Annotated in this window: 26 protein-coding genes; 14 read left to right on the top strand and 12 right to left on the bottom strand. The window is 70.2% G+C overall.

Going from position 1 to position 23243, the window contains the following annotated elements; all coding sequences use genetic code 11:
• Positions 1-171, bottom strand: a 171-nt coding sequence (locus ACLJQM_RS36310; RefSeq protein ID WP_410634836.1) for a class II fructose-bisphosphate aldolase, incomplete at its 3' end; no start/stop codon positions are given.
• 152 nt (positions 172-323) lie between these two features.
• Positions 324-1148 carry an LLM class F420-dependent oxidoreductase gene (locus tag ACLJQM_RS36305; RefSeq protein WP_247016747.1) on the bottom strand — a complete coding sequence of 275 codons (825 nt, stop codon included), beginning with the start codon at positions 1146-1148 and terminating at the stop codon, positions 324-326.
• 62 nt (positions 1149-1210) lie between these two features.
• Here ACLJQM_RS36305 and ACLJQM_RS36300 point away from each other — a divergent pair, with 62 nt between their 5' ends.
• The 6 genes from ACLJQM_RS36300 to ACLJQM_RS36275 all read left to right on the top strand — a co-directional run bounded on the left by ACLJQM_RS36300 (position 1211) and on the right by ACLJQM_RS36275 (position 7054).
• Complete coding sequence (locus ACLJQM_RS36300) at positions 1211-2113, top strand: aldo/keto reductase (RefSeq protein WP_410634821.1); 903 nt, start codon at positions 1211-1213, stop codon at positions 2111-2113.
• A gap of 81 nt (positions 2114-2194) precedes the next feature.
• On the top strand, positions 2195-3106 hold the full coding sequence (locus tag ACLJQM_RS36295) for an SDR family oxidoreductase (RefSeq protein ID WP_360778115.1): 912 nt from the start codon (positions 2195-2197) through the stop codon (positions 3104-3106).
• 2 nt (positions 3107-3108) lie between these two features.
• Positions 3109-3582 carry a pyridoxamine 5'-phosphate oxidase family protein gene (locus tag ACLJQM_RS36290; RefSeq protein ID WP_247016745.1) on the top strand — a complete coding sequence of 158 codons (474 nt, stop codon included), beginning with the start codon at positions 3109-3111 and terminating at the stop codon, positions 3580-3582.
• 81 nt (positions 3583-3663) lie between these two features.
• Positions 3664-5136 carry a flavin-containing monooxygenase gene (locus ACLJQM_RS36285; protein ID WP_410634819.1) on the top strand — a complete coding sequence of 491 codons (1473 nt, stop codon included), beginning with the start codon at positions 3664-3666 and terminating at the stop codon, positions 5134-5136.
• Entirely contained in the window at positions 5133-5990 is an 858-nt protein-coding gene (locus ACLJQM_RS36280) for a metal-dependent hydrolase (protein ID WP_360777759.1), read from the top strand. Before ACLJQM_RS36285 ends, ACLJQM_RS36280 begins: the two co-directional genes overlap by 4 nt.
• 5 nt (positions 5991-5995) lie before the next feature.
• Positions 5996-7054 carry a PDR/VanB family oxidoreductase gene (locus ACLJQM_RS36275; protein WP_410634817.1) on the top strand — a complete coding sequence of 353 codons (1059 nt, stop codon included), beginning with the start codon at positions 5996-5998 and terminating at the stop codon, positions 7052-7054.
• On the opposite strand, the gene ACLJQM_RS36270 is transcribed toward ACLJQM_RS36275, so the two are convergent.
• On the bottom strand, positions 7049-7333 hold the full coding sequence (locus ACLJQM_RS36270; RefSeq protein ID WP_247016740.1) for a YciI family protein: 285 nt from the start codon (positions 7331-7333) through the stop codon (positions 7049-7051). The genes ACLJQM_RS36275 and ACLJQM_RS36270 overlap by 6 nt on opposite strands.
• Positions 7334-7534: 201 nt before the next feature.
• Here ACLJQM_RS36270 and ACLJQM_RS36265 point away from each other — a divergent pair, with 201 nt between their 5' ends.
• From ACLJQM_RS36265 to ACLJQM_RS36250, 4 genes are all read left to right on the top strand, one after another.
• Positions 7535-8107, top strand: coding sequence for a SigE family RNA polymerase sigma factor (locus ACLJQM_RS36265; protein ID WP_247025448.1), 573 nt, complete (start codon positions 7535-7537; stop codon positions 8105-8107).
• Positions 8108-8198: 91 nt separating this feature from the next.
• Positions 8199-9350, top strand: a complete 1152-nt coding sequence (gene nagA / locus ACLJQM_RS36260; protein WP_247025447.1) for an N-acetylglucosamine-6-phosphate deacetylase — start codon at positions 8199-8201, stop codon at positions 9348-9350.
• Between the two features lie 28 nt (positions 9351-9378).
• On the top strand, positions 9379-9741 hold the full coding sequence (locus tag ACLJQM_RS36255) for a hypothetical protein (protein ID WP_360777761.1): 363 nt from the start codon (positions 9379-9381) through the stop codon (positions 9739-9741).
• A gap of 44 nt (positions 9742-9785) precedes the next feature.
• Positions 9786-10490, top strand: a complete 705-nt coding sequence (locus ACLJQM_RS36250; RefSeq protein WP_247016736.1) for a DedA family protein — start codon at positions 9786-9788, stop codon at positions 10488-10490.
• A 48-nt stretch (positions 10491-10538) separates the two neighbouring features.
• Here ACLJQM_RS36250 and ACLJQM_RS36245 read toward each other — a convergent pair whose 3' ends face one another.
• Positions 10539-11930 (bottom strand): FAD-binding oxidoreductase, encoded by a 1392-nt coding sequence (locus ACLJQM_RS36245; protein WP_410634815.1) that lies wholly within the window; start codon positions 11928-11930, stop codon positions 10539-10541.
• A gap of 71 nt (positions 11931-12001) precedes the next feature.
• Positions 12002-12427: a PPOX class F420-dependent oxidoreductase gene (locus tag ACLJQM_RS36240; protein ID WP_247016732.1), complete on the bottom strand. Its 426-nt coding sequence runs from the start codon at positions 12425-12427 to the stop codon at positions 12002-12004.
• Positions 12428-12615: 188 nt separating this feature from the next.
• On the opposite strand from ACLJQM_RS36240, the gene ACLJQM_RS36235 reads away from it, so the two are divergent.
• From ACLJQM_RS36235 to ACLJQM_RS36220, 4 genes are all read left to right on the top strand, one after another.
• Positions 12616-13146: a MarR family winged helix-turn-helix transcriptional regulator gene (locus ACLJQM_RS36235; RefSeq protein WP_247016730.1), complete on the top strand. Its 531-nt coding sequence runs from the start codon at positions 12616-12618 to the stop codon at positions 13144-13146.
• Positions 13143-15734, top strand: coding sequence for an MFS transporter (locus ACLJQM_RS36230; protein WP_360777768.1), 2592 nt, complete (start codon positions 13143-13145; stop codon positions 15732-15734). Before ACLJQM_RS36235 ends, ACLJQM_RS36230 begins: the two co-directional genes overlap by 4 nt.
• Positions 15731-16552 (top strand): YceI family protein, encoded by an 822-nt coding sequence (locus ACLJQM_RS36225; RefSeq protein ID WP_247016726.1) that lies wholly within the window; start codon positions 15731-15733, stop codon positions 16550-16552. The genes ACLJQM_RS36230 and ACLJQM_RS36225 overlap by 4 nt, the downstream gene beginning before the upstream one ends.
• A 132-nt stretch (positions 16553-16684) precedes the next feature.
• A complete protein-coding gene (locus ACLJQM_RS36220) occupies positions 16685-17353 on the top strand; it encodes a DedA family protein (RefSeq protein WP_360777771.1) in 669 nt (222 codons plus the stop codon).
• A 168-nt stretch (positions 17354-17521) separates the two neighbouring features.
• Here the strand turns inward: ACLJQM_RS36220 and ACLJQM_RS36215 are convergent, their stop codons facing one another.
• The 7 genes from ACLJQM_RS36215 to ACLJQM_RS36185 all read right to left on the bottom strand — a co-directional run bounded on the left by ACLJQM_RS36215 (position 17522) and on the right by ACLJQM_RS36185 (position 23145).
• The gene (locus ACLJQM_RS36215) at positions 17522-17935 is read right to left on the bottom strand and encodes a VOC family protein (RefSeq protein ID WP_247016722.1); all 414 of its coding nucleotides are present in this window, start codon (positions 17933-17935) and stop codon (positions 17522-17524) included.
• Between the two features lie 175 nt (positions 17936-18110).
• Entirely contained in the window at positions 18111-18854 is a 744-nt protein-coding gene (locus ACLJQM_RS36210; RefSeq protein ID WP_410634813.1) for an SDR family oxidoreductase, read from the bottom strand.
• Positions 18851-19486: a nucleoside/nucleotide kinase family protein gene (locus tag ACLJQM_RS36205; protein WP_125308919.1), complete on the bottom strand. Its 636-nt coding sequence runs from the start codon at positions 19484-19486 to the stop codon at positions 18851-18853. Before ACLJQM_RS36205 ends, ACLJQM_RS36210 begins: the two co-directional genes overlap by 4 nt.
• A complete protein-coding gene (locus ACLJQM_RS36200) occupies positions 19483-20328 on the bottom strand; it encodes a PfkB family carbohydrate kinase (protein WP_360778120.1) in 846 nt (281 codons plus the stop codon). Before ACLJQM_RS36200 ends, ACLJQM_RS36205 begins: the two co-directional genes overlap by 4 nt.
• Before the next feature lie 2 nt (positions 20329-20330).
• Positions 20331-21140: an ATP-binding cassette domain-containing protein gene (locus ACLJQM_RS36195; RefSeq protein WP_247016718.1), complete on the bottom strand. Its 810-nt coding sequence runs from the start codon at positions 21138-21140 to the stop codon at positions 20331-20333.
• Entirely contained in the window at positions 21137-22132 is a 996-nt protein-coding gene (locus ACLJQM_RS36190) for an ABC transporter permease (RefSeq protein ID WP_192782696.1), read from the bottom strand. Before ACLJQM_RS36190 ends, ACLJQM_RS36195 begins: the two co-directional genes overlap by 4 nt.
• Positions 22129-23145, bottom strand: a complete 1017-nt coding sequence (locus ACLJQM_RS36185) for a substrate-binding domain-containing protein (protein WP_247016714.1) — start codon at positions 23143-23145, stop codon at positions 22129-22131. The genes ACLJQM_RS36190 and ACLJQM_RS36185 overlap by 4 nt, the downstream gene beginning before the upstream one ends.
• Positions 23146-23243 lie beyond the last annotated feature (98 nt).

The raw sequence follows: 23243 nt of genomic DNA, 5'->3' as shown, positions 1-23243 counted from the left end.
GGCGCCGCCGGTGGAGAACTGGATGATGCCGTCGCTCTCCGCCTCGGCGAACCCGCGGATGGCGGCGTTCACGGTCTCGGACGAGGTCACGTTGATGGCGGGGTAGGCGAACTCGTTCGCCTTCGCCCGGTCCAGCATCTCCGCGTAGACCTCGGGGGTCGCGATGGGCATCGGTATTCCTCCTTGGCAGGGATGGGTCCCGACCGCATCGTACGAGGTGTACCGCCGCCGCACACCGGTCCCCGCGCAGAAACTTTTCCGCACGTGGGATCGGTTCAGAAGGGTCTGCCCGGCCGCCGGGCGCCCCGGCGGCCGGACGGGGATCACAGCAGCTCGGCGGCCAGCGCGCGGTAGCCCGGCCACGGGTCCTCGTTCAGGACCTGGACCACGACCTGGTCCGCCCCCGCCTCGAGGTGGGCCGACAGGCCGCGCGCGATCGTCGCGGCGTCGCCGTGCAGCGCCAGCGCGTCGACCAGGGAGTCGCTGCCCTCACCCTCCAGATCGGCGTCCGTGAAGCCGAGTTTGCGCAGGTTGGCGACGTAGTTCGACAGCCCCAGGTAGTACTTCACCGTCTGCCGGCCGATCGCCCGCGCCTCGGTCGGGTCGGTCGACAAGACGACCTTGTGCTCCGGCGCCAGCAGCGGGCCCGCGCCGAGGATCTCGCGCGTCGAGCGGGTGTGCTCCGGCGTCGTCAGGTACGGGTGCGCGCCCGCGGTGCGCGCGCCCGACAACTCCACCACCTTCGGCCCCAGCGCCGCCAGCGCGCGCCCGGCCACCGGCACGCCCGCCGCGTCCAGGCCGTCCAGGTAGTCGACCAGCGCCGCGTACGGCTTCTTGTACTCCTTCGTCGCTTCGCGGTGGCCCGCGCCGACGCCGAGCAGGAAGCGGTCCGGGTACTTGCCCGCGATGCGCTCGTACACGCGGGCGATCGCCGCCGGTTCGTCCTGCCAGATGTTCACGATGCCGGTCGCGATGACCAGCGAGTCCGTCGCCGCGAGCAGGTCGTCCACCGACGCGAGGTCGGCGACGCCGGGCGAGCCGCCCAGCCAGATCGCCCCGTAGCCGAGCTTCTCCGCTTCCGCCGCGAACTTCGCGTCGACGTTTGCGTGGTACCGCCAGATCCCGAGCTTGCCCAGTTCGATAGCCATGGAACACTCCAACGCGTGGGACGGCGATTTTCCTCCCGGATCGGCGAACTACCGTCGAAGGCATGACCAAGCTGGGAAACACCGACCTCGACGTGTACGGGCTCAACCTCGGCGGCAACGTCTTCGGCTGGACGGCCGACGAGCCGCAGTCCTTCGCCGTGCTCGACGCCTACACCGCCGCGGGCGGCAACTTCGTGGACTCCGCCGACCTCTACGGCGGAGGCGGTGGCTCCGAGGAGATCTTCGGCAACTGGCTGGCCGCGCGCGGCCACCGGGACGACGTCGTCGTCGCGACCAAGGTCGGCATGTGGGAGGGCCGCCCCGGCCTGTCCGCGAAGAACATCCAGGCCGCGGCCGAGGACTCGCTGCGCCGCCTCCAGACCGACCACATCGACCTCTACTACGCCCACCGCGACGACCCCGACACCCCGCTCGAGGAGACCCTGGAGGCGTTCGACGCGCTGGTCCGCGCGGGCAAGGTGCGCTACCTCGGCGCGTCGAACTACACCGCCGAGCGGCTCGCCGAAGCACTGTCCATTTCGGACCGAAACGGGCTCGCGCGGTACGCCGTGCTGCAGCCGCACTACAACCTCCTCGAACGGGACTACGAGCGCGACCTGGCCCCGCTCGTCGCCCGCGAAGGCCTCGCCACGCTGCCGTACTTCTCGCTGGCGAAGGGCTTCCTCACCGGCAAGTACCGGACGAAGGGCGCCGTGACCGACAGCCCGCGCGCCGCCCGTGCGGAGTCCTATTTGGACGAACGCGGCGAGCGCGTGCTGGCGAAGCTCGACGAGGTCGCGAAGGCGCACGACGTCGCGGTCGCCTCGGTCGCGCTCGCCTGGCTGCGGCAGCAGCCGACGGTGGCCGCGCCGATCGCCAGCGCCCGGACCCCGGAGCAGCTCACCGACCTGATCGCGTCCGTCACCTTGACGCTGTCCCCCGACGAGCTGGCGTCACTTTCATAGGGAAAGTGACGCCTACTCTTGGGTAGCTTACTGCGGGTAAGTTGAGGTACGGTGCCCTCAAGTGACATCAAGGAGGGCACCGTGGCCAACCCGTTTTCGCTGCTGAGCGGCACCAAGAAGGTCGACGGGAAGGTCGTGCTGATCACCGGCGCCGCCCGCGGCATCGGCGCCGGGCTGGCCGAACGGCTCGCCGCCCGCGGCGCGAAGGTGGCCCTCGTCGGCCTCGAAGCCGAAGAGCAGAAGAAGGTCGCCGACCGGATCGGCCCGAACGCGCACGCGTGGGAAGCCGACGTCACCAGCTGGGACGCCCTCGAAAAGGCGACCGCGGGCGTCGTCGAGCACTTCGGCGGGATCGACATCGTCATCGCCAACGCCGGCATCGCGACCGCGGGCTTCGTCCGCTCGGTCGACAAGGCCGCGTTCGAGAAGGTGATCGAGGTCGACCTGCTCGGCGTCTGGCGGACGTTCCGCGTCACGCTCCCGCACGTCATCGAGCGCAAGGGCTACCTGCTGGCCATCTCCAGCCTCGCCGCGATCACGCACGCGCCGGGCATGGCCAACTACTCCGCCGCGAAGGCCGGCGTCGAAGCGTTCTCGAACAGCCTCCGCGCCGAGGTCGCCCACCTGGGCGTCAAGGTCGGCGTCGCGCACCCGACGTGGATCCGCACCGACCTGGTCGAGAGCGCCGACGCGCACCCGGTGTTCGGCAAGCTCCGCGCGTCGATGCCGGGCCTGATCGGCAAGACCTACCCGCTCGAAACCGCGCTGGACGACCTCGAAGCGGGCATCCTCAAGCGCGCCCGGACGATCCACGTGCCGCGCTGGGTCGGCGGGCTCAAGCTGCTTCGCGCGTTCCTGCCGCCGATCGTCGAAATCGGGTCCCGCAGCCGGGTACCTTCGGCGGACAAGGCCGCGCTGGCCGACATCGAGGCGCGCGGCGCGTTCGAGTCGGCGGTCACCGGCCACGGTGGACGAGCCGCCACCAAGGGGTGACCATGTCCCGTCGCGACCAGATCCGGATGACCGAGGACGAGGTGCGCGAGTACCTCGCCGGGCAGCAGGTCATCAACGTCGCCAGCGTCGGCCCGAACGGGCGGCCGCACCTCGCGCCGCTCTGGTACTTCCCGCACGGTGACGGCGTCGCGACCTGGACGTACGGCACCTCGCAGAAGGCCAAGAACTTCCGGCGGCTCGCGCAAGCGACCGTGCTCGTCGAGGACGGCGACAGCTACGAGAAGCTCCGCGGCGTTTCGTTCGAGGCCGACGTCGAGATCGTCGAGGACACCGCCGAGGTCACCCGGATGGGGATCGAGCTCATGCAGCGGTACGCGGGCGCCAAGCCGGGCGACCCCGTACCGGACGAGCTGAGGGCCTTCATCGCAGGTCAGGCCCCCAAGCGCGTCGGGTTGATCTTCCGGCCGACCAAGGTCGCCAGCTGGAACCACGGCAAGCTCGGCGGGACGTACTGATCAGTAGCCAGTACTTCCAAGTAACTGTTACTTGAGGTAACGTCATCTCCGCAGTTTCCTCGAAGCAGCGGAGGCCGACAGATGACCGAGCGGTTCAAGGTCGTGATCGTGGGCACCGGGTTTTCCGGGCTCGGCCAGGCGATCCAGCTCGAAAAGGCCGGCATCCGGGACTACGTGATCCTGGAGAAGGCCGGCGAGGTGGGTGGCACCTGGCGCGACAACTCCTACCCCGGGTGCGCGTGCGACGTGCAGTCGCACATGTACTCGTTCTCGTACGAGCAGAACCCGGACTGGTCGCGGTCGTTCTCGCCGCAGCCGGAAATCTTCGAGTACCTCAAGGGCGTCGCCGACAAGTACCGGCTGCGCGAGAAGATCCGGTTCGGCGTGGAGCTCACCGGCGCCCACTGGGACGAGCGGGAGCGCCGCTGGACGGCGACCACCAAGGACGGCCGCGAGTTCGTCGCGCAGTTCCTCGTCTCCGGCGTCGGCGGCCTGCACATCCCGCAGGTCCCCGAACTGCCCGGGATCGGGGAGTTCAAGGGCCAGACCTGGCACTCCGCGCAGTGGAACCACGAGTACGACCTGCGCGGCAAGAAGGTCGCCGTGGTCGGCACCGGCGCCAGCGCGGTCCAGTTCGTCCCGAAGATCGCCCCGGACGTCGCCGAGCTGACGCTCTTCCAGCGCACGCCGCCGTGGATCATGCCGAAGCCCGACCACGCGATGCCGTCGTGGGCGCAGACGCTGTTCAAGCGCGTCCCGGGCACCCAGCGCCTCTACCGCAACGCGCTCTACTGGCTGCTCGAAGCGCGGGCCATCGGCTTCAACGGCCACCCGGCGATCATGAAGGCCGGCGAGCTGATCGCGAAGCGCAACATCGCGAAGGGCATCAAGGACTCCGCGCTGCGCAAGAAGGTCACGCCCGACTACACGATGGGCTGCAAGCGCGTCCTGATCTCCAACGACTACTACCCGGCGCTCGCGCGGCCGAACGTCGACGTCAACACCTCGGGCGTCAAGGAGGTCAAGGCGCACTCGATCGTCGACTCCGCCGGGGTCGAGCACGAGGTCGACGCGATCATCTACGGCACCGGGTTCAAGGTGACCGACGCGCTGGAGTACCTCGACATCACCGGCGTCGACGGCCGCGACCTCGCCAAGGAGTGGGCGGCCGAGGGGATGCGGACGCACAAGGGCATCACCGTGTCCGGCTTCCCGAACCTGTTCTTCCTGCTCGGCCCGAACACCGCGCTGGGCCACAACTCGGTCGTGTTCATGATCGAGTCGCAGTCGAAGTACGTCGTCGACGCCATCAAGCTCGCCGACTCCCGTGACGCGGCCGCGCTCGACGTCCGGCCGGGTGTGCAGGAGAAGTTCCAGCGGGAGATCCAGGACAAGCTGGTCAAGGGCGTCTGGACCCAGGGCGGCTGCAAGAGCTGGTACCTCGACGCCAAGGGCGTCAACCGGACGATCTGGCCCGGCTTCACCTGGCGCTACTGGCTGGAGACGCGCAAGGTCGACCCGGCCGACTACGAGCTGTCCGGCCGCGCGTCGTGACCTCGCCGGAGGAGCAGCTCGTGCTGCACGCCCGGGACGTCGAGTTCGACTGGGCGGCGCTGCCGATGCACTGGATCCCCGGCGAACCGCAGGCCACGCACACCATCAACGTCCTGCACCTGGCGCTGCCCGAAGGCGAGCGCTGGTTCGTCGAGGTCTTCAAGCAGGCCGTCCCGCTGATCCGCGACGAGCGGCTCAAGGCGGACGTCCTCGGCTTCATCGGCCAGGAGGCGGTGCACGCCGAGGCCCACGACGGCGCGGCGGCGCACCTCGAAAGCGCGGGCGTGCGGGTGCGGCCGTTCATCGCCCAGATGGAGTGGCTGTTCCGGAAGCTGCTCGGCGACCGCGACCTGACCGGCAAGGCCGCCGAAGAGTGGCTGGTCGAGCGGCTGGGGATCGTCGCGGCGATCGAGCACTACACCGCGTTCCTCGGCCAGTGGGTGCTCGACGCGCCCCTGGAGGCCGCCGGCGCCGACCCGGTCATGCTCGACCTGCTGCGCTGGCACGGCGCCGAGGAGGTCGAGCACCGGTCGGTCGCGTTCGACCTGTTCATGCACCTCGACGGCCGGTACACGCGCCGGGTCCGCAGCATGGCGGCGGTGACGCCGGTGCTGGCGTGGGTCTTCACGCGCGGCACGCGGTACCTGATGCGCAACGACCCGACCCGCCCCGGCCGCGCGTCCCTGCGGGCCTACCGGCGGGCGGCGAAGCGGGGACTGCTGCCGAGCGGAGGTCAGCTGCTGCGCGAGATCCGGCCGTACTTCCGGAAGAGCTACCACCCGACGGAGACCGGCAGTACCGAGCAGGCCGTGGCGTACCTGGCGAGTTCACCGGCCGCCCGGGCCGCGGGGTGACCGAGGTGCCCCCCTCGAATCCCGCACTTTCACGTGAAAGTGCCCACCTGGGCCCCGCACTTTCACGTGAAAGTGCGGGGCTCGGGTGGCCGGGGCGGCTGGACGGGAGTGGCCGGACCGACCTGCTGCTGTCCACTTTGGTCGGCGTCGTGGGTGCCTACCGGCGGATGTCGGGGTTCAGCGGGAGACGGCGGCCGCCGGTGCGCGCGGTCGACCGGGACCTTTCGCTCGTGGTCGAAGCGGTTCGACCCGAAGCCGAAGACGTCGTCAGCCTGCGGCTCTCGAACGGCACGCCGTTGCCGGGCTGGCGGCCGGGGGCGCACCTGGACCTCGTGCTGCCGTCGGGCCTCGTCCGGCAGTACTCCCTGTGCGGCGATCCGTCCGAAAAGGATCATTACCGCATCGCCGTGCGGAAGATCGGCGTCGCGTCCGGCGAGGTCCACGCCCTGCGGCCCGGTGCGCGGGTGACCGTGCGCGGCCCGCGGACGGCGTTCCCGTTCGTCGGCGCGGGTCCGTTCCTCTTCATCGCGGGCGGCATCGGGATCACGCCGATCCTGCCGATGGTCCACGCGGCGAGTGCGGCCGGCGCGGACTGGCGGCTGGTCTACACCGGCCGCAGCCGCGAGTCGATGCCGTTCCTGGCCGAGTTGCCGGCCGACGACCGCGTCCGGATCCGGCCGGACACCGAGTACGGCGTCCCGGCCTCGGGCGCCGAACTGCTCGAAGGCATCCCCGAGAAAGCGGCGGTGTACTGCTGCGGCCCGGTGCCGATGATCGCCGGCGTCCGCCTCGATCTGGCGCTGACCAGCGCCGCCGTGCACTTCGAGCGGTTCGCGCCGCCGCCGATCGTCGCCGGGGAGCCGTTCCGGCTGACGCTGCGCCGGTCGGGGCAGGTCCTCGACGTCCCGGGCGACCGGACCGCGCTCGACGTCCTCCTCGAGACGCGGCCGGCGACGCCGTATTCGTGCCGCCAGGGCTTCTGCGGGACCTGCGCGGTGCCGACGGCCGACGGCGGGTCGATGCGGATCTGCGTCGACCGCCGCCCCGCGGTGCTCGACCTATGACCCCTGGGGCAGCCAGGCGCCGATCACCGGCTTGAACTCGCGGACGGTCCGCTCGGCGACGACGCCTTCCAGCGCGTACGGGTCCTTGTCGAGCGTCTCCTGCAGGTGGGCTTCGTCGTCGGCCTGGTAGAGCGTGAGGCCGCCGGTGCCGTCGCCGAGCGGGCCGGCGACCGCGACGCGGCCCTGCGCGGCCAGCTCGCTCAGGAACTCGCGGTGCCGCGGCCGCACCTCCTGGAGCTTCTCCTGGACGTAGGTGATTTCGACGAGGTACCAGGCCATGTGGATCTCCGGGGCTGGGCAGGGGCGGGACAGGACCGACGCTACCCGGGCCCTGATCGCGTCCCAGCATCCGATCTGTGGCGACAGGAGGCCAACCCGATAGGCTGGGCGTGCGTCAGTACCTGTGTGAGCGCTGTGAATACCGTGAACCTGCTGACGCGACACACCGTGCAAACCGGGGTCGGAGACAGGCAGGGGTTCATGCTCGAGGGCAATGCGGAACGCAGTGTCGAGGCAACCCTCGGCCAGCTGCGGGTCATGGACGGGCCGGCCCCGGCGCAGGCAGCTGCGCCGCTGACCCTCGAAGACCTCTACCGGCAGCACCGGATGCGGCTGGTCCGGCTGGCGATTCTGCTGGTGGACGAACCCGCGACGGCGGAAGACGTGGTCCAGGAGGCCTTCACCGGCCTGCACCGCAACTGGGGACGGCTCCGGGACGCCGCGGCCGCCGTCGGCTACCTGCGCACCGCCGTGGTCAACGGGTCGCGCAGCGTGCTGCGCCGCCGCAAGACCGCCCGCGAGTACGTGCCGCCGCACGCCGTCAACGCCCGGTCCGCCGAGAGCCTCGCGATGCTCTCCAGCGAGCACCAGGCCGTCGTGTCCGCATTGTCCAAACTGCCGCCCCGCCAGCGCGAAGTTCTGGTGCTCCGTTACTACGGAGGGCTGAGTGAAGCCGAAATCTCTGAGGCGGCGGGCATCTCCAAGGGTACCGTTAAATCGACCGCCAGCCGGGCGCTCGAGGCGCTCCAGAAGGCCATGCAAGCCCCACAGTGACCCGGGTGGACCATTCCGATCACTGAGTCGTATCACCATGCTTGGTCCAGACCAATATATGCTGGGGTGCGTGAGAGGCGCCGGAGATTTCGTGATCATGGGCGGCCGGGTCGCCGCCCCGGACCGTGTACTCGACGACGGCTGGGTAGCCGTCTCCGACGGGCGGATCGCCGGCGTGGGTTCCGGGACCCCGCCGTCCGGCGAGCACGTGGACGTCGGAGGGGCGCTCGTCGTCCCCGGGTTCATCGACACCCACTGCCACGGCGGGGGAGGTGCTTCGTTCACCTCCCTCGATCCCGAGGAACTCCTGACGGCGGTGCGAGCGCACCGCCGTCACGGCACCACGACCATGCTGGCCAGCCTGGTCTCCGATCCGGTCGACATCCTGCGTGAGCAGGTGGCCGCGCTGCGTGAGATCGTGCAGGACGGCGAGGTCGCGGGCATCCACCTGGAGGGGCCCTTCATCTCGAAGGCCCGCTGCGGGGCCCACGACCCGGAGACACTCCTCGAGCCGGACACCGGCACGGTCGAGAAGCTCCTGCGCGCTGGCCAGGGCGCGATCCGGATGGTCACCATCGCCCCCGAGCTGCACGGCGGCGTGAAGGCCGTCCGGCAGCTGGCCGAGTCCGGCGTCATCGCCGCCATCGGCCACACCGACGGCGTCGAGGAGCAGCTGCTGCCCGCCATCGACGCGGGCGCTTCGGTGGCGACGCACCTGTTCAACGGGATGCGCCCGCTCCACCACCGCGAACCCGGCCCGGTCGGGGCCCTGCTCGATGACGAGCGCATCACGATCGAGCTCATCTGCGACCTCGTCCACCTGCACCCGACGGTGGTGCGGCTGGCCGCGAAGCACGCGGGCCGCAACCGCACGGTCCTCATCACCGACGCGATGTCGGCGACCGACGCCGCCGACGGCCGCTACACGCTGGGCCGCCTCGAGGTCGACGTCCACGACGGCGTCGCGACGCTCGCGGACAACGGCTCGCTGGCCGGCAGCACCCTGACGATGGACACCGCCTTCCGCAATCTGGTCGGGGGTGCGAAACTCGGCATCCTCGACGCGGTGCACGCGACTTCGCAGCGGCCCGCGGAGCTGCTCGGCATCGCGGACCGCACCGGCATGCTGTGCACCGGCTACGAGGCCGACATCGTGGTCCTCGACGAGGGCCTGCGGCCGTCGAAGGTGCTGCGCCGGGGTGAATGGGTCGCCGAAGTGGGTACGGCTACCTTGAGCACTTAGGGTTTTCAGCACGAGGAGACGGGCGGAGATGAGCGAGCCGAAGGACCCCGAGCAACTGCTGGCGGACGCCCTTCGCGCGCAAGCCGTCTTCGCCCCTTCGGCGTCACCGGCGCCCGCCCGCGAGCCGGAGCCGGGCACCGACGCCGTCCCGACCAGCGCGATCAACGAGCTGCCCTCGGCGTACGGCCTGCTCTCGGGCGCCAGCGCGGACTCGCTGGAGCGCGAGCGCGCGGCGCTGGACGCGGCGTCCGAAGCACCCACGGCGTACGCACCGGCGCCGCCTCCGCCGCCGCGTTCGTCGGCGCAGCTGCCCGCGTACTGGATCTTGCTGCTGGCGGTGCTGCTGGGCCTCGCGGCGGGATCCGTCGTGGGCCTGCTGACGCTGGTCTGACGGGTCTCAGTAACGACTCAGGGTGACCCTGTACCGTTTTCCAGGTGATTCTCGCCCAGAGCACGGTCAACACGATGTCGCTGCTGCCGTCATGGCTGGACCCGCAGCACCTGCTGAGCGGCCTGACGACGCCGGTCATCGCGGTGCTGTGCCTGATCATCTTCATCGAGAGCAGCATCTTCCCGGTGCTGCCCGGTGACTCCCTGCTGTTCACGGCCGGCCTGTTCATCGCGAACGGCACCCTCGACGCGCCGTTGTGGCTGGTCTGCGTCCTGGTGACGGTCGCGGCCCTGCTCGGCAACGTGGTCGGCTACTACATCGGCTACTTCGCCGGGCCCAAGCTGTTCAACCGGCCGGATTCGAAGTTCTTCAAGCGGGAGTACGTCGACAAGACGCACGAATTCCTGGAGAAGCACGGCCCGAAGGCGGTCGTGCTGGCCCGGTTCGTGCCGTTCGTGCGGACGTTCATCACGTGGATCGCGGGCATCGGCCGCATGGACCCGAAGCGCTACTTCACGTACACGGTCATCGGCGGCATCCTCTGGGCGGCCGGCATCACGGTCCTCGGCTCGCTGCTGGGCAACATCGGCTTCATCCGCGACAACGTGGACGCGATCTTCGTGCTGATCGTGCTGGTGTCGGTGGTCCCGATCGGCCTGGAGATCCTGAAGTCCCGCCGCGAGAAGAAGGCGGCCCTGCAGTCGGCCGACCCGGACGTCACGCAGCGGATCCCGCGGATCAAGGACTGACAGCTTTCGAGATCTGGGCCCCACCGGTCGGCGGTGGGGCCCTTTTCGTCAGGTCATCGAGAACATCGACCCCGGGTTGAACAGGTTCTCCGGGTCCAGCGCCCGCTTGATCTGCCGGTGCACCCGCAGCCCCACCGGGCCGATCTCCCGGGCCAGCCACTCGCGCTTGATCTTGCCGACGCCGTGCTCGCCGGTCACCGTGCCGCCGAGGGACAGGCCCACCTCGAGGATCTCGTCGAACGCGCGCTGGGCCCGCGCGAACTCGTCCGGGTCGTCGGGCTGGTAGACGATCGTCGGGTGCATGTTGCCGTCGCCGGCGTGCCCGACCACCGCGATCCGCAGGCCGACCTCGGAGCTGATCTTCTCGCAGCCGCGGATCAGTTCGGCGATGCGCGTCCGCGGCACGCAGACGTCGTCGGTCAGCCACATGCCGTACGTCTCCAGCGCGGTGAGCACCACCCGGCGGGCCTGCAGCAGCATCCGGCCCTCTTCGAGGTCTTCGGTCGTGTACGCCAGGTCGGCGCCGCAATCGACGCAGATCTGCTCCAGCGCCGCCAGCTCCCGGCGGGCGACCTCGCCGCCGGCGTCGGACTGGCCCAGCAGCAGCGCCTGGCAGTCCGAGCCCGCGCCGAGGTCCGTCTTCAGGTACGTCTCGGACGCCTTGATCGACGACGCGTCCATGATCTCCAGCAACGACGGCACGAGCCCTTCGCGCACGACCCGCGCCACCGCTTCGCCGGCCGCCTCGGTCGTGCTGAAGCCCGCGACCAGCGTGGCCGGTGCCTGGGGCAGCGGCTTGAGCTGGACCGTCGCCTGCGTGATGACGCCGAGCGTCCCCTCGCTGCCGACGAACAGGCGGGCCAGGTCGTAACCGGCCACGCCCTTGACCGTCCGGCGGCCCGTCTTCAGCAGCGACCCGTCGGCCAGGACGACCTCGAGGCCGAGCACCGAGTCGGTGGTCACGCCGTACTTCACGCAGCAGAGCCCGCCCGCGTTCGTCGACAGGTTGCCGCCGATCGTGCACCAGTCGTAGCTGGACGGGTCCGGCGGGTAGAACAGCCCGTGCTTCTCGACGGCGGTGCGGAAGTCCAGGTTGACGACGCCCGGCTGGACGACCGCGAGCCGGTTGCCCGGGTCGATCTCGACGATCTCGTTCAGCTTGGTCAGCGAAAGCGTCACGCAGCCGTCGATCGCGTTCGCGGCGCCGGAGAGGCCGCTGCCGGCGCCGCGCGGCACGATCGGCACCCCGGCCTCGGCGCACGCCTTGACCACCGCCTGCACCTGCTCGGTGTTCGCCGGCAGCACCACCGCCAAGGGCTTGCCGGAGGGCGCCAGCGGCATCATGTCGCGCGCGTACGACGCCGTGACGTCGGAGTCGGTGAGCACGGCGCTCTTGCCGAGCAGGTCGCGGAGCTTGGTGACCAGGGCTTCGTTGCTCATGTCCTCATGGTAAGCCCGCAGAGTCCGCACTGCGGAACCAAAATTTCAAAACCAGCCGCGCGGAGCAGCCGTCACCGCACCAGGCCGAGCAGCTTGTCGACGTGGATCGTGAGCAGCACCCGCTGGTCGGTGACCATCGCCGCCCGGTACTCGTCCCAGTCCGGGTGCTCGCCCGCCGCGCGGCGGTAGTAGTCGACGAGCGCCTCGACCGTCGCGTCGTCGGGCGCGGCCGCCGGCGCCGTCAGCGAAGCGCTCCCCTCCGCGACCACGTAGCTCCAGCCGTCCTCGCTGCCGACGTGGTACGTCACCCGCGGATCCCGGCGCATGTTCTTCGTCTTCGCCCTGGTCTCGGTGATCGACGCGATGATCGTGGCCGATTCCCGGTCGTACAGGTGCGTGATGGTGGACAGCTGCGGCCGCCCGTCGCGGCGGATGGTAGCCAGGACGCCGTGGCGGTGGGCGGCGAGGAAGTCCTTCAAGGCTGTGTCGTCGGTCATACCTCCTGCAACCGCCGGAGACCGCAGTTGTTCCGAGAGCAGCCCGGAGGAAATCTGCTTGCATACGGCAACTAAAGTGTGTTCGGACACATCGAACGCGCGTCCGCTTGCATAACCGGTGGTGAAGGCACATCCTTGCCTGAGGCAACTAGTTGCAGCCGCCAACCAACGCCGTTGAAGGATCCCGCATGGCACCGAACAGCTCCGCCACCCGGCCCAACGCCGAACTCGACCTCGCCGACCAGCTCGGCCACGAGCTCGTGCGCCTGGTCCGCCTGATCAACAAGGCGAAGTCGCAGGTTTCGAAGCAGGGCCCGGACGGCATCGAGCGAGCGGCGTACGCGATCCTCTTCACACTCATCCACGAGGGCCCGCAGCGCACCAGCCGGCTCGCGGAGTCGCTCCACTCCGAGATCTCCACGATCAGCAGGCAGTCGAGCTCCCTCGTCCAGCACGGCCTGGTGGAACGCCAGGCCGACCCCGAGGACGGCCGGGCGTGCCTGCTCGCGCCGACCTCCGAGGGCATGCGGGTGTTCGAAGAGAACCGCAAGCAGCGCAACCGATGGCTGGCCGAAGTGCTCGGGGACTGGACCGACGGGGAGGTCCAGACCCTGAACAAGCTGTTCGGCCGACTCAACACAGGTATCGAGAACCACTCTCCACAACTGGCCGACGCGCACGCGTCCGCCGGTGCTCCGGCCAAGGGGGCCAACGCATGAGTTCCACCACCGAAGCAGTCGCGCAGCCCGAGGTGGGTCAACCACCCCGGCTGAGCCACCGCCAGATCGTCACCATCCTGAGCGGCCTGATGTGCGGCATGTTCCTCGCCGCGCTCGACCAGACGATCGTCGGTACGTCGATCGTCAAGATCGCCAACGACCTGCACGGCTTCGACCTGCAGGCGTGGGCCACCACGGCGTACCTGATCACCTCGACGATCGTCACGCCGATCTACGGCAAGCTCTCCGACATCTACGGCCGCAAGCCGTTCTACCTGGCCGCGATCGGCATCTTCGTCGCCGGTTCCGCCGCGTCGACCTTCTCGACGTCGATGTACGAACTGGCCGCGTTCCGCGCGGTGCAGGGTCTCGGCGCCGGCGGTCTGATGTCGCTGGCCATGACCATCCTCGGCGACATCGTGCCGCCGCGTGAGCGGGCGAAGTACCAGGGTTACATCCTGGCCGTGTTCGGCCTGTCGACCGTGCTCGGCCCGGTGCTCGGCGGTTTCTTCGCCGGCATCGACAGCCTGGCCGGCCTGCACGGCTGGCGCTGGGTCTTCCTGATCAACGTCCCGATCGGCATCATCGCGCTGTTCGTCGTGGCCAAGGTCCTGAACGTGCCGCACCAGCGCCACGAGCACAAGATCGACTGGTGGGGCGCGCTGACGCTGGTCGTCGCGGTCGTGCCGTTCCTGATCGTCGCCGAACAGGGCCAGAAGTGGGGCTGGGGCGACGGCAAGGCGATCCTCTGCTACGTCGTCGGCGGCGTCGGGGTGATCTCGTTCATCCTGGTCGAAAAGATCATGAAGGACGCCGCGCTGATCCCGTTGCGGCTGTTCAAGAACTCCACGTTCACCGTGGCGATCATCGGCGGCGTCATCGTCGGTGTCGCGATGTTCGGCGCGATCACGATGATCCCGCAGTTCATGCAGGTCGTGCAGGGCTACACCCCGACCGAGTCCGGGCTGCTGATGCTGCCGCTGATGGCGGGCATCATGACCAGCTCGATCGTTTCGGGCCGGCTCACCGGGAAGACCGGGCGCTACAAGATCTTCCCGATCGTCGGCACCATCCTGATCGCCGGTGGCGCGTTCTTCTTCGCGCAGGTCAAGTACGACTCGCCGCTGTGGCACCCGCTGGTCGCGGCCGCCATCATCGGCCTCGGCCTCGGCCAGTGCATGCAGACGCTGATCATCGCGGTGCAGAACGCGGGCCCGCGCAGCGACATGGGCGTCTCGACCGCGTCGGCGACGTTCTTCCGCCAGATCGGTGGTACCGCCGGTGTCGCGATCTTCCTGACGGTCCTGTTCAACACCCTGATGCCGAACATCACGAAGGCGTTCGGCGGCAAGCTGCCCGAAGGCGCGGGCGCGAACATCGGCAACCTGTCCGAGAACACCAGCGTGATCCAGTCCCTGCCGGACGCGATCAAGACGCCGATCCTGGTCGGCTTCACCGAGTCGATCACCACGGTCTTCTACATCGCCGGTGGCGTGGCCCTGCTGGCCACGATCGTGCTGCTGTTCATGAAGGAGATCCCGCTGACCAACGCGGCCCCGGCCGCGGCGGCCATGGAGGGCGGCGAGGCGCTGCTCGAGGCGGACGAGCACGACTTCGCCGACGAGCCCACCGAGATCGTCGAGCCGGTCCGGCCGGCCGACCGCGAGCCGGCGCTGGTCGGCGGCGGGAAGCACGCGCTGAGCACCAACGGGCACGGTGACTACCAGGCCGTGTCGGGCGCGCTGCCGATGCCGATCACCAGCTCGATCGCGGACTCCGAGGTCGACGTCCCCGTCGGCACGGGCGGCGTGCCGGTGATCGGGCACGTGCGGCGGCAGGACGGCAGCCACGTCTCGGGTGCCGCACTGACGCTGATCGACCAGCGCGGCCGCCAGGTCGCGCGGGCCACCGGTGCCGCGGACGGCAGCTACTCGGTGCCCAGCCAGGGTCCGGGCGCGTACGTCCTCATCGTGTCGGCCCACGGCCACCAGCCGCAGGCCTCCAGCGTCGTGATCAGCAACGGGCCGGCGACGGTCGACGTCACGCTCACCGGGTCCGGCGAGCTGACCGGCACCGTCCGGGCGGCCGCGACCGGCGCCCCGCTGGCGAACGTGACGGTGACGCTGACCGACGGCCGGGGCGAGGTGAACGGCGCGTTCATCACGACCGCGGACGGCACCTACGCCTTCGTCGGGGTCGGCGCCGGGGCCTACACCCTGGTCGCCAGCGGCTCGGGCTACCGGCCCGTCGCGCTCACGCTGACCGTGCCGGACAGCGGCGTGCTGCGCCACGACGTCGAGCTCGCCAGCTCGGTGCTGCTCGGCGGCACCGCGCGGACCGAGGGCGACCGGATCGTGCCGGACGCGCGGATCACCGTGCTCGACGCCGAAGGCAACGTGGCGGCCGTGGCCCGGACCGACGGCGAAGGCCGGTACGTGGTCAGCGACCTGCCCGCGGGCGCGTACACCGTGGTCGCGAGCGGCTACCCGCCGGCGACCAGCCAGGTGGAGCTCACCGGCGGCGAAGCCGACCACGACGTCCGGCTGAGCTACGACCAGGCCCTCGACGAGCTGGTCGACCGGTCATGACCGGTCTGCGCGCGACTTTCCGGACGGCCGAGGGCTGGGCGGTCGAGCACGCGGTGCTCACCGTCACGGACCCGGCCGGCCGGCAGGTCGCCCGGCAGGCGGCCGACGTCCGCGGGGAGGTCGTCACCGACGCCCTCCCGGCGGGCGCGTACACCGCCGTCGTCACAGCGGCCGGGTACACCCCGATCGCCCGGACGGCGCAGGTCGCCTCGGACGGCTCCGGCTCGCTCGGCGACGTCGTGCTGGCCCCGGTCGCCGAGGCGATCGACCTGCCGCCCGCCGGGCCGTGGGTGATCGACCCGATGCACTCGTCGGTCATGGCGACCGCGCGGCACCTGGGCATCGCGAGCATCAAGGCGCGGTTCCCGGACGTGTCCGGCCGGATCGAGATCGGCCGCCCGGCCGAGCGCTCGTCGGTGCACGCCGAGATCAAGGCGGCGAGCATCGAAACCGGCATCAAGATGCGCGACGACCACCTGCGGTCGCCGGACTTCCTCGACGTCGACGTGCACCCCGTCATCACGTTCACGAGCACCGGGCTGCGCCAGCGCGGCGTGGACTCGTGGACGCTGGTGGGCGAGCTGACGCTGCACGGCGAGCGCCGCGAGATCGAGCTCGAGCTGACCTACGGCGGCTGGGGCCCGGACCCGTGGGGCGGCGTGCGCGCGGCGTTCCACGCGGAGACGACGCTGCACCGGAACGACTTCGCGATCAACTACAGCGCGATGGTCCGGGCGGGCGTCGCGGCGGTCGGCACGACGGTGAAGATCGAGCTGGACGTCGAAGCGGTCCAGGGCGAGTCACTGCCGCAGTTCTGAGTTCCCCGGTTCGTTGAAGGCCCTCTCACCGCTGGTGAGGGGGCCTTCACCGTTCGTAGAACTGAATATTCCGGACAGCCGGATTCGACCGTTCGCCGCGGGGTGTTCACCTCGGCCACGTAGGCTTCCGGTGTGAACGTCGTGAGCATCGAGGCCGCGGGCGTCGGCGTGAGCTGGCTGGACACCGCCGGTCCGCTGCTCGTCTGGGTGATCGTGCTGAGCTTCGTGCTGGTCGAATGCGCGCTGATCATCGGGCTGTTCCTGCCCGGCGATTCGCTGCTGTTCGGGGCCGGCGTGGTGCTGGCCCAGCACGGTTCGGACGCGAACGCGTGGTTCCTCTCGGGGGCCGCGCTGATCGTCGCGGTGCTCGGGAACCAGATCGGCTACTACATCGGCCGCACCGGCGGCACGAAGCTGATCGCGCGCCGCGACGGCAAGGTGCTCAACCGCCAGGCCCTCGACCGCGCGCAGCGGTTCCTGGACAAGCGCGGCTTTTTCGCGATCGTGGCGGCCCGCTGGATCCCGTGGATCCGCACGCTGGCCCCGCTGATCGCGGGCGCCGCCCGGATGGACCCCCGCCGCTTCATGGCGGCGACCGCACTGGGCGGCCTGCTGTGGGTGCCGACGCTGGTGCTGCTCGGCTACTACGGCGCGGGCCTGCTGGACACGCTGCCGTGGCTGAAGACGGCGGCGCTGTGGATCAGCATCGCGTTCTTCGTGGTCGGCACGGGCTGGGGAGTGCTGCGCTACCGCCAGGAGATGCGCCGCCCGGTCGAAGAACGCGACGACGCCCGAGCCTGAGGCGTCAGAGTTCGGGATCGGCCCGCCTGCGGATGTCATGAACGACCCTTTCATGACGTCCGGCGAGCTGAACGAGTCGTTCACGACGTCCGGGCGGGAAACACTCAAGCCGCAAGCACCCCGGCCGCGAAGCGTCCCCCGGGAGCACCTCGGCGAGCAAGCCGGAGCTCAGAGTTCGGGATCGGCCCAGATCTCGAGCTGGATGCCGTCCGGATCGCGGAACACGACCACCTTCGAGCCCTCGAACGTGCGGGACGGTGCGATCGGCAGGTAAGAAACGCCGAACTCCGCCAGCCGGGTTTCCCACTCGGCCAGTTCCGCCGTCGAGCTGACCCGGAACGCCACGTGGTCGAGGCCCGCTCGGTGTTCGTCGAAGCCGCGTCTGCCGGTGTCCGCGTGCTGCACCAGCACCACGGAGAACTCGTCGCCGGCTGACCGGAGCACGACCTTCCGCAGACCCGTGTCCGGCTCTTCGCGCCGGAGGACCTCCTCGAGGTCGAGAACGCGGGCGTACCACGGCACGCTGCGGTCCACGTCGGTCACGGTGAGCGCGAGGTGGTGCACGGACATGAGTTTGGCCATGGCTTCCGAAGCCGTCCTTTCGAGTGGCGGCTTCCCAGAGTTGCACAGCGTTCGCTTGCCGAAACCGAGGTGACCAAGTCCGCGTCCGATCGTGATCTCGCCGTCTCCGGGCGTCTCAGCAGGCGGACGCCGGTGACCGAAGGTCATTCACGTCTTCCGGACAGTACTCAGCCGGTCACCGGCCGCCACCGACTTCCAGGACCGCTCCCGTCGTGAACGTCGATGCCGGGGACAGCAGGAACAGCACCGCTTCGGCGATCTCCGCCGGCTCGCCCGGGCGGCCCATCGGGATCTGCGGCGCCAGCCGGTCGAGGCGGTCCGGGAGGCCGGCCGCGTCGTGCAGGCCGGTGCGGATCATGCCCGGACGCACGGAATTGACCCGGACGCCCTCGCCGCCGACCTCCTGGGCCAGCCCGAACGTCAGCGTGTCCACCGCGGCCTTCGATGCCGCGTAGTGCACCCACTCCCCGGCCGAGCCCGTGCGCGCCGCCGTCGAGGAGATGTTGACGATCGCGCCGCCTTCGCCGCCGTAGCGGGTCGACATGCGGCGGACCGCCTCGCGGCAGCACAGGAACACCCCCGTCACGTTGACGTCGAGGGTGCGCCGGACGACGTCGGCCTCGTAGGAGTCGAGCCGGCCGGGGGTGTTGCCGGTGATCGCCGCGTTGTTGACCAGCCCGGTCACCGGGCCCAGTTCGGCGGCCGCGTCGAACAGCGCGACGACGTCGTCCTCCACGGAGACGTCGGCGCGCACCGACAGCGCCTGGCGGCCCGCCGCCCGCACCCCCGCGGCAACCTCCTCCGCGGGCACCGGATCACCCGAGTAGTTCACGACGACGTCGTGGCCGCGCGAGGCCGCCAGCGCGCAGACGGCCGCACCGATCCCCCGGCTGCCGCCGGTGACGATCAGGACGCTCAAATCGCGAAGTTCGCCAGCGGCAGGTTCTCCAGCACCAGGTCGGCGCGGTCCCGCGTCTGCGAGATCAGGTCGGCGTTGCGCTGGTCCGAGCCGAGCGCGCGGCGCCGGGCCTCGACCAGCGAACGGCCGTAACGGCGGTGGCGCGACACCAGGCGTTCGATCCGCTCGGGCTCGTCCGGCGCGAGGAACCACGCCTCGGTGAGCAGCGGCCGGATGGCGCTCCACGGGTCGTCCGGCAGCAGCAGGTAGTTGCCCTCGGTGATGACCAGCTGGACCTCGGGCGGCACGGCCACCGCGCCGGCGATCGGCTCCTCGATCTCGCGGCGGAACTCCGGCGCGTACACCGTCTCGCGGCCCTCGGCGAGACGGCGGATCAGGTGGTAGTAGCCGGCCGCGTCGAACGTGTCCGGCGCGCCCTTGCGCTCGGTGCGCTCCAGCCGGCGCAGCTCGACCTGCGCGAGGTGGAAGCCGTCCATGCCGACCACGGCGGCGCGCGAGCCGAGCGCGTTGGCCAGCGCCCACGCGAGCGTGGTCTTGCCCGACGCGGGCGCGCCGATGATGCCCAGCACGTTGCGCTGCCCGCGCACGGTCAGGCCCTCGGCCCGGGCCAAGAGGTCGTCGAACGCCGTCATTTCCTGTTCCTTCCTGCGATCGCGGCCGGCCACGACCGCGGTCCCACCTGCCGCACCCGTTCGGCGGCCACCTCGTTCGCGAAGCGGATCCGGTCCGCTACCGTCGGTTCGCGTGCCACGGCCACGGCGAGCGCGCCGTGCCAGACGTCGCCCGCACCTAGTGTGTCCCGAGCTTCGACGGCGGGTACAGGCACCTCACCCGAGCTGCCGTCCGCTGTGGACCACCGCACCGGGCCGGGCCCGGCGGTGGTGATGACGGTGGGGACGCCGCGCTGGTGGAGGCCGGGTTCCGGCGCGCTGAAGTGCGCGGAGCACGCGGCGACGTCGACCAGCGGCAGCAGTTCGTCGAGCACCGGCTTCCAGCTGCCGGCGTCGAGCACGACCGGCACCCCCGCTGCCTTGGCCGCTCCGGCGACCGCCAGCGCAACTTCCGGATAATGCCCGTCCACCAGCACCACATCAGCCCCACTCGCCCCAAAACTGGGAACTTTCCCTAGGAAAGTGCGGTCCCTGGCGTTGCGGGAGACGACTGTGCGCTCGCCGTCGCGGTCGCGGACGGCGACGGCGCTGACCGGCGGCGGGTCGGGCAGGCCGGGCGCCAGGTCGATCAGCCGGACCCCGTGCGCTTCGAGGTCGGCGCGGGCGAGCGCCGCCAGCGGGTGTGCACCGAGGACGGTCAGCAGGGTCGCCTCGGCCCCGAGCGCGGCGGCCGCCACCGCGGCGTTCGTCGCGGGCCCACCGGCCGCGACGTCCACCGACAGCGACTGCACCTTCTCGCCCGGCGCCGGGAGTTCGGTGACCCGCTGGACAACGTCCACGGTGCACAGTCCCGCCAGCAGCAGCTTCACTTCAACCCGGCCACGTGCGTCGCGGCGGCGGCTTCTTCGACTTCACCGTTCTCGTTGAGCCGCAACGCACCGGTGAGCAGGCCGACGACCTGGTTCATCGAGTGCGTCTTCGGCGACACGACCGCGACGCGCTTGCCGAGGCGGTGCACGTGGATGCGGTCGGCGATGTCGAACACGTGCGGCATGTTGTGGCTGATCAGCACCACCGGCAGGCCGCGGTCGCGGATCCGGCCGATGAGGTCGAGCACCTTGCCCGACTCGGCGACGCCGAGCGCGGCGGTGGGCTCGTCCATGATCACGGCCTTGGTGCCGAACGCGGCCGCGCGGGCCACGGCGACGCCTTGGCGCTGGCCACCGGACAGCGTTTCGACCGGCTGGGCGATCGACTTGATGTTGATGCCCAGCTCGTCGAGGATCCGCTGCGCCTCCGACCGCATGGTCGCGGTGTCGAGCTTCCGGAACAGCCCGAGCGGTCCCTTGAGCCGCTTTTCCCGGCCCAGGAACATGTTCGACGCGATGTCGAGCGCGGGCGCGACGGCGAGGTCCTGGTACACCGTCTCGATCCCGTAGTGGCGAGCGTCCAAAGGGGACTTGAAGTGGACGGTCTTGCCGTCCACCTGGATCTCGCCCGCGTCCGGGATCACCGCTCCGGAAAGGGATTTGATCAGCGAGGACTTGCCGGCGCCGTTGTCGCCGACCACGGCGAGCACCTCGCCGGGCAGCAGGTCGAAGTCGGCGCCGTCGATGGCGGTCACCCGGCCGTAGCGCTTCACCAGGCCACGGGCCCGCAGGATGGGTTCGGTCATGACTGCTGCTGCCTCCTCGCGATCCGGTCCACCACGACGGCGGCGATGAGCAGGGCGCCGGTGGCGAGGTCCTGGTAGTTGCCGTCGACGTTCATCTGCGTGAGGCCCGACCGCAGCACCGCCACGACCAGCGCGCCCATCAGGGTCCCGAGCACCGAGCCGCGGCCGCCGAAGAGGCTCGTCCCGCCGAGGACGACGGCGGTGATCGAGTCGAGGTTGCCGAGCTGGAACTGGTTCGGGTCGGCGTTCGGCGTGCGGCCGAGCGCCTGCCAGGCGGCGATGCCGAAGGTCAGCCCGGCCACGATGTACACCGAGAGCACCGTGCGGTTGACCTTGATCCCGGACAGCCGCGCGGACTCCGGCGCGTTGCCGACCGCGTAGACGTGCTTGCCCCACGCGGTTTTCGTCAGCGCGTACCAGACGCCGAGGTACATCAGCAGCGCCAGCGTCATGCCGTAGGTGATCGGGATGCCGCCGAAGAGGTAGCGCTTGGTGCCGAGCCACTGCAGCAGCCCGTCGGTCACCGGCACGGCCTGGCCGCCCGCGATCAGCTTCGACACCGCGGTCAGCATGGTGAACGTGCCGAGCGTGATGATGAACGCCGGCAGCTTGATCCGCGTGGCGAGACCGCCGATGAAGATGCCGACGATGATGGTCAGCACGACGCCGGCGAGCAGCGCGACGAAGCCGTTCGTGCCGGCCGCGGCGAGCTTCGCCATGATCAGCGTCGCGACGACCATCGAGGCCGCGTTGGACAGGTCGATGCCCGAGATGAGGATGACGAGCGTCTGCCCCAGCGCGAGCGTCCCGACGACCAGCGACTGCTGGACCACCGTTGACAGGTTGTCGAGGTCGAAGAACGTGTCCGTGGCCAGCGAAAACACCACGATGGCGACGATCAGCGCGAGGGCCGGGCCGACCGCGGGGGCGCGGAGAAGGAACTCGCCGAGGGACTCACGTTCCTTTGTGGACACTGCCGTGGCCGTGGTCACTTCTTGCCTCCCCAGCAGTTCTGCAGGCCCCACGCGGAATCGTGGCTTTCCACGCCCGGCATCGGCTTGTCGGTGATCACGGCGGACCCGGTGTTCACGAAACCGGACGGCTTCTTGCCGGTCTTGGCGTATTCGACGGCGGCGAGCACACCCTGCTCGGCCATCTTCTTCGGGAACTGCATGACGGTGGCGGCGAACTGGCCGTTCTTGACGTTCTGGACGCCTTCGCAGCCGCCGTCGATCGAGCCCATCACGATCTGGCCGGTGAGCCCGCGGGCGTTCAGCGCCGCGTACGCGCCGCGGCCCATCGGCTCGTTCATGGAGTAGACGGCGTTGATGTCGGTGCTGCGCTGGAGCAGGTTCTCCATGCCCTGCTGGGCGAGGCTCTGGTCGCCGTTGGCCGCGGTGTGGCCCTTGATCTCCGGCGAGGAGTCGGTGAGCCCGATGCCCTTGAGGAAACCGCCGTGGCGCTGGGTGTCGACCGTGCTGCCCGCGGTGCCGTCGACCATCAGCAGCTTGGCCGGGACGCCGTTGAGCGCGGCCTTGACGTAGGCGCCCTGCCCCTCGCCCGCGGCGAAGTTGTCGGTGGCGAAGGTGGCGTCGACGGCGTCGGCCGGCTCGGTGGCGGTGTCGAGGGCGATCACCAGGACACCGGCGTCGCGCGCGTCCTTGATCGCCTTGAGCACGCCGGTGGACGAGCTGGGCGTGATGAGGATGGTGTTCGCGCCCTGCTGGCGGAGGTTTTCGATGGCGCGGACCTGACCGTCGTTGTCGCCGTCGAACTGGCCGGCGAGCGCGCTGAAGTCGGCGCCGTTGGCCTGCGCGGTCGCTCTCGCGGCGTTGCGCAGCTCCACGAAGTACGGGTTGGTGTCGGTCTTGGTGACCAGGCCGACCTTGGCCTTGCCGCTCCCGCCGGTGTTGGTGTTGCCGCCCCAGTGCCGTTCGACCGTGCAGCCGGTCGTCGCGGCGAGGACGGCGGCCAGCGCCACCGCGGTGAGACTTCGCTGTCTCATGGGTTCCCACCCTTTGTCTGGGTTCGAGGCTTGCCGATGGACGGGAAGGTAGACAGACTGCTCCGTGGACGCAAGCGTTTGCGCAAACGCTTGCCGGA

It is taken from the genome of Amycolatopsis sp. cmx-4-83 (assembly GCF_046548815.1).
In the GTDB taxonomy this organism is placed as follows: Bacteria; Actinomycetota; Actinomycetes; order Mycobacteriales; family Pseudonocardiaceae; genus Amycolatopsis; species Amycolatopsis pretoriensis_A.
Note: the sequence above shows the minus strand (reverse complement) of the source record. Positions and strands in the feature narration are given on the sequence as shown.

Coding starts and splice junctions, on each gene's coding strand:
- ACLJQM_RS36305 (WP_247016747.1), bottom strand. CDS start 1,148: ATGGCTATCGAACTGGGCAAGCTCGGGATCTGGCGGTACCACGCAAAC.
- ACLJQM_RS36300 (WP_410634821.1), top strand. CDS start 1,211: ATGACCAAGCTGGGAAACACCGACCTCGACGTGTACGGGCTCAACCTC.
- ACLJQM_RS36290 (WP_247016745.1), top strand. CDS start 3,109: ATGTCCCGTCGCGACCAGATCCGGATGACCGAGGACGAGGTGCGCGAG.
- ACLJQM_RS36285 (WP_410634819.1), top strand. CDS start 3,664: ATGACCGAGCGGTTCAAGGTCGTGATCGTGGGCACCGGGTTTTCCGGG.
- ACLJQM_RS36270 (WP_247016740.1), bottom strand. CDS start 7,333: ATGGCCTGGTACCTCGTCGAAATCACCTACGTCCAGGAGAAGCTCCAG.
- ACLJQM_RS36265 (WP_247025448.1), top strand. CDS start 7,535: ATGCTCGAGGGCAATGCGGAACGCAGTGTCGAGGCAACCCTCGGCCAG.
- ACLJQM_RS36255 (WP_360777761.1), top strand. CDS start 9,379: ATGAGCGAGCCGAAGGACCCCGAGCAACTGCTGGCGGACGCCCTTCGC.
- ACLJQM_RS36245 (WP_410634815.1), bottom strand. CDS start 11,930: ATGAGCAACGAAGCCCTGGTCACCAAGCTCCGCGACCTGCTCGGCAAG.
- ACLJQM_RS36240 (WP_247016732.1), bottom strand. CDS start 12,427: ATGACCGACGACACAGCCTTGAAGGACTTCCTCGCCGCCCACCGCCAC.
- ACLJQM_RS36235 (WP_247016730.1), top strand. CDS start 12,616: ATGGCACCGAACAGCTCCGCCACCCGGCCCAACGCCGAACTCGACCTC.
- ACLJQM_RS36230 (WP_360777768.1), top strand. CDS start 13,143: ATGAGTTCCACCACCGAAGCAGTCGCGCAGCCCGAGGTGGGTCAACCA.
- ACLJQM_RS36225 (WP_247016726.1), top strand. CDS start 15,731: ATGACCGGTCTGCGCGCGACTTTCCGGACGGCCGAGGGCTGGGCGGTC.
- ACLJQM_RS36215 (WP_247016722.1), bottom strand. CDS start 17,935: ATGGCCAAACTCATGTCCGTGCACCACCTCGCGCTCACCGTGACCGAC.
- ACLJQM_RS36205 (WP_125308919.1), bottom strand. CDS start 19,486: ATGACGGCGTTCGACGACCTCTTGGCCCGGGCCGAGGGCCTGACCGTG.
- ACLJQM_RS36195 (WP_247016718.1), bottom strand. CDS start 21,140: ATGACCGAACCCATCCTGCGGGCCCGTGGCCTGGTGAAGCGCTACGGC.
- ACLJQM_RS36185 (WP_247016714.1), bottom strand. CDS start 23,145: ATGAGACAGCGAAGTCTCACCGCGGTGGCGCTGGCCGCCGTCCTCGCC.